Here is a 10,738-nt window from a genome sequence, read left to right on the forward strand (position 1 = left end):
GATCCTTTCACGGGCAGGTACGTGCCCGACGGTCCGTAGTGAATGGAATCACAAGCTTCTCATATCGAGTACCAATTCCAAAAGGGCTGGCAATTCCCCTGGCCCATTAAGGCGGAATTGTGCCTTGGTATTTCCGGAGCCGATTTTTACCCCAATGTCTCCCGGGCGAAGTACGGCAAAGGCATCCTCGTCAGTGACGTCGTCACCGGCGAAGAGTACGGTGGAGGCGTCGGCTACCTCGCGCAACCAATTCAGCCCGTCTCCCTTGGTGCCCACCAGCACGCTAGCTTCCAGCACGGCCTTGCCGTCCAACGCCTGCAGGTTCTCGATGTCGTCCAATTGCTCGTGGGCGGCCCGCAACGCCCTGGCCGCGACTTCCGGGTCGGCCTGCCGCACATGCAGAACGATCGAGGCGGGCTTGTATTCAAGCATGGTTCCCTGGTGGGCAGAGGAGACGGCTTCAAGGATTTCGGTGGCCTTGGCCAGCGCCGAGGTCTGTGCGGGACTGAGGTCGATGTGTTCGTCTTCGGCGTCAAAGGCGGCAGGTGCCCAGCGCTCGGTGCCGTGGCTGCCCACCAGCAGTGTTTGTTCGGGCGGGCTGCCGACGGTCCTCAGCGCTGCCAAGTCGCGGCCCGAGATCACGGCGGTCACGGTGTTTTCCAGGGCGGCCAGGTTGGCCAGTGCCTCGGAAGCTGCCGGCAACGGGCGCGCGTCCTCGGGACGGTCCACCAAAGGGGCCATGGTTCCGTCGAAGTCCACGGCTACGAGCAGGATTGGGGTGTCGACCAGGGCTTCAATGGCATCGGCGAGGTCAGGGGAAATGGGGCTCATGGGTGTCCGGTGGATCCTTCAGGCGTTCGGGGCGGGTAAAAGCGGAAACTTGGGTCAAGGCAGGTCACCGGCTCGACCCTAGACCAAACATCAAAATGTCATGCGCGGATGCAAAGGGGGACGATCTTCCCCCTTTGCATCCGCGCCGCAACACGAATCGGCCTAGACCAGGGTGTCAACCGGCAAAGGCTGGGCCAGCGAGGAAAGGAACGTCTGGGACCACGTGGCCACATCGTGGTCGCGCAGATGACGACGCATGCGTCGCATCCGCCGGGCCGAGTCCTGCGGATCCATGCGCAACGCGCGCATGATCCCGGATTTCATCCCGTCGATGTCGTGGGGGTTCACCAGGACGGCCTGGGTGAGTTGGTCGGCGGCACCGGTGAATTCGGAAAGCACCAGCATCCCGGTGTCATCGGTGTGTGCAGCCACGAATTCCTTGGCCACCAAGTTCATTCCGTCACGCAGCGAGGTCACCAGCATGATGTCCGCCGCCAGGTAGAGGGCAATCATTTCCCGCAGCGGGTAGGAATGGTGCAGGTAACGGATTGCTGTGTGTTCCATGGTGTCGTGCTCGCCGTTGAGGTTGCCGACCATGAGCTCAACCTGGTCCTTGAGCTGCTGGTAGCGCTCGACATTCTCGCGGCTGGGACTCGCGACCTGCACCATGCAGGCCTCGCCGACGTGGATCTCTCCGTCGGCCAAAAGCTCACCATAGGCCTTGAGCCGGTGTCGGATGCCCTTGGTGTAGTCGAGCCGGTCAACGCCCAGCATGATGGTCTTCGGGTTGCCCAGTTCCTGTCGGATCTGTTTTGCCCGGGCCATGATCTCGGGATCGTGCGCCAGCTCGGCTACCTGCTGGGTGTCGATGGAGATGGGGTGAGCTTCGGCACGACAGATGTTGCCGGTGGATCCGCTCTCCCCGGGCGATGCCGGCGGGATCGCCAAGGAGCCCTTGACGGTGCGGTCGGTGAAGCGGCGCATGCAGCGCAGGAAGTTGCTGGCATCGGCGGTCCGTTGGAAGCCCACCACGTCGGCTCCTGCCAGACCCTCGAGGATCTGCCTGCGCCAGGGCAGCTGGGAGAAGATTCCGGGGGACGGGAAAGGAATGTGGTTGAAGAACCCGATGCGCAAGTCCGGACGGGCCTCACGCAGTAGCTTGGGCACCAGCTGCAATTGGTAATCCTGTACCCATACCGTGGCGCCCGGCTTGGCGACGCTTGCGGTGGCTTCGGCGAAGCGCTTGTTGACCTTCTTGTAGTTGTCCCACCACGTACGGTGGAATTCAGGGGGCACGATGACATCGTGGTACAGCGGCCAGAGCGTTGAGTTGGAGAACCCCTCGTAATACAACTCCAGATCGCACTCTTCAAGCGGAACGGGGATCAAGTGGATTCCGTCGTTTTCAAAGGGTTCCAGTTCTTCGTCGGTGGCTCCGTGCCAGCCAACCCAGGCTCCGTCTGATTCCTGCATGACCGGAGCAATTGCCGTCACCAGCCCTCCGGGGGAACGCCGCCACGACAGCTCGCCGTCTTCGCCCTGTACGCGGTCCACCGGCAGTCGATTGGCCACCACGATGAAGTCGTAGCTTGGTTTGTCGCTACCGGATGCATGTTCAATTTCGAAATCCGCTTGCATGTTGACCCTCCATTTCTTGCTCAAGATTAATGTTGAGCTTAGGGGAAGCTCGTGATGTAAGCGACACCATGGCGCTAAGCTACGCCGCCGACTTACCCTAAACTGGTTGGGTCGGGGGAGTACCAAACCAAACTTAAAGGACGTTTTGACCTATGGCATCCAATAGCCAGCGGCCGAGCAAGGCCGAACGGACAGCAAGCGCGCGAGAGCAGGCACAGTCCATGCGTGTCGCCCAGGAAGCCGCTGACAAGCGCAAGTCACTGTTTATCAAACTTGGCGTGCTGGTGGCCGTGCTCGCCGTGATTGCGTTGATCGTTGGCATCGTCCTGCAGAACAACGCCGGCAAGGTAGCCGATTCCGGTGCCGTGCCCAAGGGCGGCAATGAAGCCGGTGGCATTACGCTCACCTCGGATACGACCGTGGCCGGCACCTCCGGTTTGACGGTGGACGTCACCCAGGCCGGCACCAAGCCGACCGAGGCGAAGGCTCCTGCGCCGCGCGATGCGGAAGCCGCTCCCAAGGGCGAGCCGGTCAACTTGTTGATCTACGTGGACGTTAACTGCGTGCACTGTGCCAGCTTCGAAGAGCAGTATGCCGACCAGATCAGCACCTGGCTTGCAGCCGGCGACGTGCAGGTCGAGTACCGCAACGTGGCGTACCTCGATGGCGGATCGCCGACCAACTACTCTTCACGTGGCGCCAACGCGCTTGCCTGCGTAGCGGACCAGGCCCCGGCCTCGTACCTGCCGTTCGCCAAGGGCCTGTTCGCCCACCATACACAGGGTGAAATGAAGAATGCGGAACTGGCCCAGCTCGCCAAGGACAACGGCGCGGATGTCTCCAGCTGCATCGAAGACGGGACCTTCCGTTCGTTCGTGAAGTTCACCGACGAGGCTTCCCGCGTGGATTCCATCGGCGGAACCCCGAGCGTCTTCATCCAGGGCAAGTACTGGGATGCGAACGCCGAGCCCGACTTCGTTTCCGTCGTCAACGCGGCAATCGCTGCCAACAAGTAAAAAGCCATACGCCGGACCTTTGCCGGGGTTGGCCGGTTGACCACATGCTGGTGAACCGCCCAACCCCGGGCACCGGTTCGATGGGCGGTGGGCATCCCGTTTCCTGCTGAGGGGCATTGTCGGCTACGCTAGTTCCTGCACTTGGGTCATGATTTATCGGACCCGGGCAGTTTGCCTCCTTAGCTCAGTTGGCCAGAGCATCGCTCTTGTAAAGCGAGGGTCGCCGGTTCGAATCCGGCAGGGGGCTCCACTGAAATCCCCGTGGTTCCGCGGTAAAACAGCCCAGAACCACGGGGATTTTTCATGTTCAAAAGTAGTCCGAATTGGGGAATCCTCCACATTGCCTCCACTTGGAGCCTCGGGCGAAACAAAAATGGATGTTCATGGCTTCCATGGGCAACATCAATTCAGCTCATAGGGTGCGGCCCCGGAGCCAAACGTCCAGAAGATTGCCTTTGCCAGCTGGCTCGATGCTGCGCACAGGATGCCTTGAAAGCACTTGCCCCCACACCATCTCTGAGCCCTCGTGGAAACCCAATCGCATCGGCTCTACGACGATGATGGAATCGAAGCGATTCGTGCGCTTCCACGCCGCCCTGCCAAGGTGCCGTCAGCATGATGTCGGCAGTCTCGCAGACGTAGCGGACAACACCATTCGCAGTCGTGACCTTCAAAATGATGTTTGGACTCTTGGACTTCGTCATGGCACTCCAGCAACGATCGGAGTGGCATGGGTCGGGATCCAGTCACTCCAAAACGTATGTGCGGTTATCGGCGACCAACCAAGACGATTTCAGCAATCATGCCCCAACCAAGCGCAGCAGGGTTACCTAGGCGCGTGAACTTGAACTTAACGTGGCAGGCCGTAGACGCAAGGCGGTTATAAGGAAATTTCGATAGAGAATCCTTGTTTTTTGAGGGCTATTTGGCGGCGCTGCTAGCGGCGAATGGTGGATCCCATGTCGGCAACCGGATTCTCCAGTTCACTCCACCTGCGCCGGGACGGCGATGATCGGGTGTTAGTGGGAGGCACGGACACCATCGATTCGCGCCATCTCGTGACGCCACGCCGTGCCCGTGTTGAAACCCGCTCCGAGGTCGGGCAGTTCGGCCATGTCCTCGTCGGAGAGATCGCTTAGCGTGCCCCCGGCGGAGAGGATGTCCATCGAGAGGCCCGCGATCGTGTCGACACTGATCGCCTGGAGCACGGCCTGCTCCACGGTGAGTGCCACGCTGGTGATGCCATGCGCCCTGAGCACGAGGACGGGACGTCCCTGCATTGCGGCAACCATCTCGGCCGCGAGCGAGTGATCTCGTACGAGCACGCCCCGTGGATACACCGGTATGCCTCCTGCCGCGAGCCTAGTGCCGGGGATGTCGAATGCGCCGACGATTGGGCGGATCGCAATGCCGGCAAGGTCGGCTGCGACGATGCGCGGCGGGTGCGCGTGCACGACCGCCGCGACGTCGTCGCGGGCCCTGAGCGCCGCTGTGTGCAGCGGCAGCTCGTTCGGCACGGACCAACCGTCCAGCTCGCCCGGTGCGGCCTCGGTGCCGTCGAACCGGACGAGGCGGATGTCTTCGGCCTCGGTGTAGCCGAGACCTCGTTCGCGTGGACCCCGGCAGCGCACAAGGAGACTCTCGTCGTTGATGCGCAAGCTGATGTGTCCGAGGATCCCGTCGGCGAGGCCGCGGTTGGCGAGTACACGGCATGCGTCAGCGAGGAGTGACCGCTCTTCTTCGAAGCTGTTGAGCATGCTCTTCCTTCTCATCCGTTGGATCTGCGGTCCGCCTTCGAAGCCGGGCCGCACTGCGCCCGTTGGTGGCGCACATATTGCCCCTGGGGGTTTCGACCTTTGGCCGTCGCCAGCCAGCATAGCCCGAGAGCGCGAAAGTGGGCGAATGGCGGGGGCGCCAGCGGAATTCTCTTGACACGTCCTCAACCTGAGGTATATTGGTCAGGCCATTAGTTATATCGGAGGAGCCTTAAATGCCCAAGGTTGTGTATGTCGGGAACGGCAATGAAAAGCATGTGGTCGATGCGACGATCGGTGAGAACGTGATGAGCGCGGCTGTGCGCTCTGGAGTCCCCGGAATCGTTGGCGAATGCGGAGGACAGATGTCCTGTGCCACGTGCCATGTGTGGGTCAATGACGAATTCCGCGAGCGAGTCGGCGGTCCTGGCGAGATGGAAGCTGACCTTCTCGACCTCGGGGTGTCGGACTACACGGAGGCGAGCCGTCTCGGTTGCCAGATCTCCATCACTGACGAGCTCGACGAACTCGTCGTCGAGCCGCGCCCTGAAGCATGGCACTGAGAGAAAAGGGATAACGATGTTGCGTCCAGATATAAATGACCTGCTCACGCAGACCGGCCCAGAGACCCCCATGGGCAAGTTGTTCCGGCGCTACTGGCAGCCGGTCCTGCATACTGATGAGCTGCCTGAGGACGGGTGCCCACCCGTGCGAGTGAAGATTCTCTCGGAGCGGCTCATCGCCGTTCGCACGCCTGAGGGCGAATACGGACTCATGGACGAGTTCTGCGCGCATCGCGGCGTGTCGATGTTCTTTGGTCGTGTTGAGAACGGCGGTATCCGTTGTCCCTACCACGGCTGGAAGTACAACGCCGATGGACAGGCGATCGAGGTACCCAGCGAGCTCAACAACTCCGAGTTCTGCAAGAACGTCAAGCTCCGCTCTTACCCGCTGGTCAAGGTGGGTGACCTTCTGTGGGCCTACCTTGGGGAACCCAAGATGCAGCCGCCGCTTCCGACTTGGGAGTTCGCGACAGTCCCTTCGGGACAGACCTTCACCTCGAAGCGACTCCAGGAGAGCAACTGGCTCCAAGCGCTCGAGGGTGGGATCGACTCCAGCCATGTGACGTGGCTCCACGGCGGTGGACCGACGGGTGCCGGGCTTGAGGCCGACCCGTTGTTCGCAGGGGCGAAGGGTAATCAATACAACAAGGGCGACGTGAAGCCCTCCTTCGAAGTCGTCGAGAACGAGGGAGGACTGCTGATCGGCGCACGCCGCAATGCGGAGGAGGACCACTACTATTGGCGAGTCACCCCCTGGGTGCTGCCCAACTTCACCCTGGTGCCACCACGTGGCGACCACCCGGTGCACGGTCACTTCTGGGTGCCGATCGACGACGAAAACTGCTGGGCCTGGAGCTTCGACTATCACCCTACGCGAGACCTCAAGGAAGCGGAGGTCGCGGCGATGAAGGCCGGAGCGGGTGTGCACAGCAAGAACATCCCCGGCACGTATCGTCCCGAGGCTAACAAGGACAACGACTACCTGATCAATCGCGATAAGCAGAAGACGGGTGAATTGTTCTCAGGCGTCGAGGGCATCGCAATTCAGGATTCTTCCCTGCAGGAGAGCATGGGTCCGACAGTCGATCGCACGAAGGAGCGGCTCGTCGCGACCGACGCCGGAATTATCAAGGCTCGTCAGAAGCTGCGTCGTGCCGTTGAGGCGCTGCGTGATCACGGCACCGAGCCGATGGGCAACGTTCCCGAGCACCAGAACATCCGTTCCGTGGCGATCGTACTTCCGGCGGACCAACCGTTCGTCGAAGGTATCGGAGACGGGTTCGAGGCGCGCGCAGGCGTCCGGCAGACCACGGTATGATCATGACTACACCGATCTCGGTCAGCGCCTGTGCTCGTGCGGCCACGGCGGAAGAGGCCGCGTACCGCATTGACTATCCGCTGGCATACGCCCGCTCGACCCGTGTGGTCGCATTCGATGAAACGGCGGCGAAGACCGTGCGGTCGGTCTCCGACGGACCTTGGGGAAAGGCACAGTTCTATACGACGTCGGACTCCGGCGAGGAGCTCATAACCCTCGATGGCGAGCGGCGCCCGATGGCGATGGAGATCGAGCACTCCGACTCCGTCATCATGGTCGCGACGAATTCGATCGTCTCGAATGCCGCCGCGGCAGTGGGAGTCGCCTGTCGCGAACGGTCGATCATGACCGCGGGTCTGCTCCTGCTGGACGCGGGCGCGCTCGGAGGCGATGCATTGAGCGCGCTTCGTCCATATGCCCGCATCCTGCTGGTTCCCGCGGACGAGGAAGACCTCTTCGAGCTGTTGAAGGGGATCAGGGCATGAGAACGATTCCTCAGCTTCAGGCGATGAAGCATGCGGGTGAGAAATCAGTCTGCTTTGTCTGCTGGGATTTCCAGATGGCGCGCATAGCCGATCGAGTCGGCGCCGACATCATCTCGATCGGCGACACGGTCGGCGTCAACTTGTGGGGTCAGCCGAATCCGCTGGAGATCACATTCGACGAGCTACTCGTAGTCGCGAAGGCGGTGCGCCGAGGCGTGACGAACGCGCTCCTGAGCTGCGACTTCCCCTTCGGTCCGTTGCAGTCCGGCGGTGCGCTGCCCGCCGCAATCCGCTTGGTGAAGGAGGCGGGGATCGACCTCGTCAAACTCGACGGCGCCGCCGACTTCCCGGAGGAGGTCGAAGCGCTCACGCGAGCGGGAATCCCTGTCTTCGCGCAGTTCGGGATCACGCCCCAGACCTCGCTGAAGTACGGTCTCGACTACTCGAGCGCCCACACCGTCCAGGTGCCTGACGAGCTGACGGAGGAGCTCGTCGCCGAAGCCAAGCGGTTGGAGTCGGCCGGCGCCGTGCTGCTTAACTTCACGAACTCCGGGTCGGTCGTGGGACCGGCCGTGGCCCAGGCGGTCTCGATCCCCGTGCTCGGCGGCTTCGGCGGAGGACCCTGGCTGGACGGCAGGATCCGCATGGCCACGGCGGCGCTCGGATACAACGATAAATGGCTTGATGCCGAGCCGGACACGTACGCGAACGTCGCTCGCATCGCGTACGACGGACTTGCTGCCTGCGCAGAGGACATCCGCGCGGGACGCCAGATCCGTGGCGGCATCAAGGTCCCCGGCGCAAGTTGACAACCAGAGGAGAGGGCCATGCCCGTTATTGAAGTGGATGGAATCCGCACCCGCTACGAGATGGTCGGCGAGGGTCCGCCGATCCTGATGTTTAGCCCAGGCGGCTTCGACTCGAGCCTGGATAACTGGACGACGTTCGGGCGTTACAAGCAGCTTGGATTCGTCGATGCCCTGTCGCAGGAGTACACCTGCATCGTGTTCGATCGGCGCGAATCGGGCCAGTCAGGCGGTCGCCTCGAGCGGCTGGCGTGGCCGAAGTACATCGACCAGGCGATCGGTCTGATCGACCACCTCGGTCTCGACGCCGTGCACACGATGGGCGGGTGCGTCGGCTGCTCGTCCGCCGCACTGCTCGCAATCGCGCAGCCTGAGCGCGTACGCAGCATGGTGCTGTTCTCCCCAGCTGGCGGAGTGACGTACCGGGCAGCCCAGCACCAGCGCTTCACGCAGCATCTCGGGTTCGCCCTGGAACACGGAGTGAATGCCGTCGTCGAGCACGCACGGTCCACCACTGCGGGGTTCACCAAGGATCCCCGCGTCGGGCCATGGTCCGCGGCGCTCCGCACTGACGAGGCATTCGCCGAGCGCTACGCGTCCACGAGTCTCGAGCGGTACCGAACGATCGTGTCGGGATCTGCGCGGCTGTTGTTCGACCGCGACACCGTTCCAGGGCCGGAACCGGAGGATCTCCAGCTACTTGAAGTCCCCGCGCTCGTCGTGCCCGGCGAGGATCTCTCGCACACCCGCTCGGCCGCGCGCTACCTCGAGGAGTGCCTGCCCCGGGCCGAGTACTGGGATGTGCCGGTCATCGAGCAGACGCCCGAAGCGTCGACGGCACGCGTGCGCGAGTTCCTTTCGCGCCACTGAGGCCGGCGGCCTCGGCGAGGAGTGATCACTCCTCGCCGAGGCCGCTCTCGATACGCGCGATCTGCGCGATCCGCTCTGCGTGGACGCCACCCTTGAACGGCGTCGCAAGCCACCGGTCGAGAAGCGTGAGGGCGGTCTCGTCGTCGACGACCTTCGTGCCGATCACCATCACGTTGGCATCGTTGTTGCCGCGCGAGATGTCGACGGAGAACTCGGAGTACGCGAGCCCCGCGCGGATCGCACGCACCTTGTTGCAGGCGATCACCTCTCCCTGGCCGCTGCCGCCCACGATGATGCCGAGGTCGGCATCGCCCCGGGCGACCGCCCGGGCGACGGCAGCGCACAACGGCGGATAGTCCACCGTTGTGCCGCCCCGCGGGGCTAGGTCCAAGACAACATGATGCCCCCGGGCACTCAAGACGCCCACGATGCGGTCGATGAGCCGCACGCCGTGGTGGTCTCCTGCGATGGCGATGCGTGCGAGATCTGGCATCATCCCTGAAGCTCCAAGGTTCCGTCGGCGAAGAGGTCTTCGATCGCCGGACGGGTGCGGACGATGTGCTGGCTCATCGCGTTGTCGATGAGCTCTTCGAGCGTACCCCGATTCTTTTCGACGCCGTAGGGCAGGGGGTCTGATCCCGTGATCTTCATGACCCGCGCCAAGATCTGATCCTGGCGGCTGTCGCCGGGACCGCTGCGCAGCCGCTCGACGTAGCGACGCTTCGCCTCGGCGAAATCAGCGAACAAGGTCGAGGCCAACTCGGGGTGCTGTGCGAGCAGCTCGTCTCGCACGACGACGAGGTGGTTGATGGGGAAGACCCCGCGCTGCCGGAGCACGTCGGTCGCCGCCTCGTCGGGGTTTGCGATCTGGGAGACCACCTCGGGATGCGTGATGCCGGCACCGACGACGGCGTCGATTTCACCGGCGAGGAGCATCTCCTGGAGCGTCGCCCCGTGGGGTGCGCGAAGCACGTTCTTCGGAGGCACATACGCGGGGACATGCTCGTCCCCTGAGCACACCCAGGTCACTGAGTCGAGATCGAGGCCGGCCTCGGCCAGTGCCGCTCGACCCCAGACTCCCGTGGTCACCGTGTAGCCGCGGTTCACGCCGATGCGCCTGCCGGCGAGGTCTGCGACGGGTCGACTGCTGTTCTTCCGCAGCACCTGGGCGGCACCGTGGTGGAAGTCGCGCACGAGGAAGATCGGCAGTGCGGTGAACGCTACGCCGTGCTCCTTCGCAGTGAGATATGTGGTGAGAGCCATCTCGGCGACATCGAACTCGAGATCGCGCACCATCCTGCGGAACCCCTTCACGAGGACGGGTTCTTCGACGACGTCGAAGCGGAGCCCGGACGCCGCCGCGCCACCCTCGATCAGTGCGCGATTTGCTCCCTGCGGGCGCGTGAGTAGTGACAAGTGCATGAATCCTCCATGTCGTCAGAAAAGTTGTCTTATTG

At 62.9% G+C, this 10,738-nt stretch carries 11 protein-coding genes and 1 tRNA gene; 7 read left to right on the plus strand and 5 right to left on the minus strand.

What is annotated here, in order from left to right; genetic code table 11:
• Positions 1-48: 48 nt before the first annotated feature.
• Both otsB and ABD687_RS16650 read right to left on the minus strand, forming a co-directional pair.
• A complete protein-coding gene (gene otsB, locus ABD687_RS16645; protein WP_302262997.1) occupies positions 49-831 on the minus strand; it encodes a trehalose-phosphatase in 783 nt (260 codons plus the stop codon).
• A gap of 162 nt (positions 832-993) precedes the next feature.
• The gene (locus tag ABD687_RS16650) at positions 994-2,469 is read right to left on the minus strand and encodes an alpha,alpha-trehalose-phosphate synthase (UDP-forming) (protein ID WP_264268572.1); all 1,476 of its coding nucleotides are present in this window, start codon (positions 2,467-2,469) and stop codon (positions 994-996) included.
• A 152-nt stretch (positions 2,470-2,621) separates the two neighbouring features.
• Between ABD687_RS16650 and ABD687_RS16655 the strand changes: the two genes are divergently transcribed.
• Both ABD687_RS16655 and ABD687_RS16660 read left to right on the plus strand, forming a co-directional pair.
• The gene (locus tag ABD687_RS16655; protein ID WP_310289548.1) at positions 2,622-3,485 is read left to right on the plus strand and encodes a DsbA family protein; all 864 of its coding nucleotides are present in this window, start codon (positions 2,622-2,624) and stop codon (positions 3,483-3,485) included.
• 173 nt (positions 3,486-3,658) lie between these two features.
• A tRNA-Thr gene (locus tag ABD687_RS16660) sits at positions 3,659-3,735 on the plus strand.
• A gap of 769 nt (positions 3,736-4,504) precedes the next feature.
• On the opposite strand, the gene phtC is transcribed toward ABD687_RS16660, so the two are convergent.
• Positions 4,505-5,242, minus strand: a complete 738-nt coding sequence (gene phtC, locus ABD687_RS16665; RefSeq protein WP_264268570.1) for a 3,4-dihydroxyphthalate decarboxylase — start codon at positions 5,240-5,242, stop codon at positions 4,505-4,507.
• 233 nt (positions 5,243-5,475) lie between these two features.
• On the opposite strand from phtC, the gene ABD687_RS16670 reads away from it, so the two are divergent.
• The 5 genes from ABD687_RS16670 (at position 5,476) to ABD687_RS16690 (ending at position 9,281) form a co-directional block, all read left to right on the plus strand.
• Positions 5,476-5,802: a 2Fe-2S iron-sulfur cluster-binding protein gene (locus ABD687_RS16670; protein WP_264268569.1), complete on the plus strand. Its 327-nt coding sequence runs from the start codon at positions 5,476-5,478 to the stop codon at positions 5,800-5,802.
• A gap of 70 nt (positions 5,803-5,872) precedes the next feature.
• Positions 5,873-7,120, plus strand: coding sequence for a Rieske 2Fe-2S domain-containing protein (locus tag ABD687_RS16675; protein ID WP_310289546.1), 1,248 nt, complete (start codon positions 5,873-5,875; stop codon positions 7,118-7,120).
• 2 nt (positions 7,121-7,122) lie between these two features.
• A complete protein-coding gene (locus tag ABD687_RS16680; protein ID WP_264268567.1) occupies positions 7,123-7,605 on the plus strand; it encodes a hypothetical protein in 483 nt (160 codons plus the stop codon).
• The gene (locus tag ABD687_RS16685; protein WP_264268566.1) at positions 7,602-8,414 is read left to right on the plus strand and encodes a 3-methyl-2-oxobutanoate hydroxymethyltransferase; all 813 of its coding nucleotides are present in this window, start codon (positions 7,602-7,604) and stop codon (positions 8,412-8,414) included. Before ABD687_RS16680 ends, ABD687_RS16685 begins: the two co-directional genes overlap by 4 nt.
• An 18-nt stretch (positions 8,415-8,432) precedes the next feature.
• Entirely contained in the window at positions 8,433-9,281 is an 849-nt protein-coding gene (locus ABD687_RS16690; RefSeq protein ID WP_264268565.1) for an alpha/beta fold hydrolase, read from the plus strand.
• A 25-nt stretch (positions 9,282-9,306) separates the two neighbouring features.
• Here the strand turns inward: ABD687_RS16690 and ABD687_RS16695 are convergent, their stop codons facing one another.
• Together ABD687_RS16695 and ABD687_RS16700 are read right to left on the minus strand one after the other, a co-directional pair.
• Positions 9,307-9,774, minus strand: coding sequence for an RpiB/LacA/LacB family sugar-phosphate isomerase (locus ABD687_RS16695; RefSeq protein WP_310289542.1), 468 nt, complete (start codon positions 9,772-9,774; stop codon positions 9,307-9,309).
• A complete protein-coding gene (locus ABD687_RS16700) occupies positions 9,774-10,703 on the minus strand; it encodes an ABC transporter substrate-binding protein (protein ID WP_264268563.1) in 930 nt (309 codons plus the stop codon). Before ABD687_RS16700 ends, ABD687_RS16695 begins: the two co-directional genes overlap by 1 nt.
• Between the last annotated feature and the right edge of the window lie 35 nt (positions 10,704-10,738).

The sequence above is a fragment of the Paeniglutamicibacter sulfureus genome (genome assembly GCF_039535115.1).
GTDB classification, from domain to species: domain Bacteria; phylum Actinomycetota; class Actinomycetes; order Actinomycetales; family Micrococcaceae; genus Paeniglutamicibacter; species Paeniglutamicibacter sulfureus.

Bases quoted from the DNA above. Each gene is read 5' to 3' on its own strand.
- otsB (WP_302262997.1), bottom strand. From the start codon at position 831: ATGAGCCCCATTTCCCCTGACCTCGCCGATGCCATTGAAGCCCTGGTC.
- ABD687_RS16670 (WP_264268569.1), top strand. From the start codon at position 5,476: ATGCCCAAGGTTGTGTATGTCGGGAACGGCAATGAAAAGCATGTGGTC.
- ABD687_RS16675 (WP_310289546.1), top strand. From the start codon at position 5,873: ATGGGCAAGTTGTTCCGGCGCTACTGGCAGCCGGTCCTGCATACTGAT.
- ABD687_RS16695 (WP_310289542.1), bottom strand. From the start codon at position 9,774: ATGCCAGATCTCGCACGCATCGCCATCGCAGGAGACCACCACGGCGTG.
- ABD687_RS16655 (WP_310289548.1), top strand. From the start codon at position 2,622: ATGGCATCCAATAGCCAGCGGCCGAGCAAGGCCGAACGGACAGCAAGC.
- ABD687_RS16680 (WP_264268567.1), top strand. From the start codon at position 7,123: ATGACTACACCGATCTCGGTCAGCGCCTGTGCTCGTGCGGCCACGGCG.
- ABD687_RS16700 (WP_264268563.1), bottom strand. From the start codon at position 10,703: ATGCACTTGTCACTACTCACGCGCCCGCAGGGAGCAAATCGCGCACTG.
- ABD687_RS16685 (WP_264268566.1), top strand. From the start codon at position 7,602: ATGAGAACGATTCCTCAGCTTCAGGCGATGAAGCATGCGGGTGAGAAA.
- ABD687_RS16690 (WP_264268565.1), top strand. From the start codon at position 8,433: ATGCCCGTTATTGAAGTGGATGGAATCCGCACCCGCTACGAGATGGTC.
- ABD687_RS16650 (WP_264268572.1), bottom strand. From the start codon at position 2,469: ATGCAAGCGGATTTCGAAATTGAACATGCATCCGGTAGCGACAAACCA.
- phtC (WP_264268570.1), bottom strand. From the start codon at position 5,242: ATGCTCAACAGCTTCGAAGAAGAGCGGTCACTCCTCGCTGACGCATGC.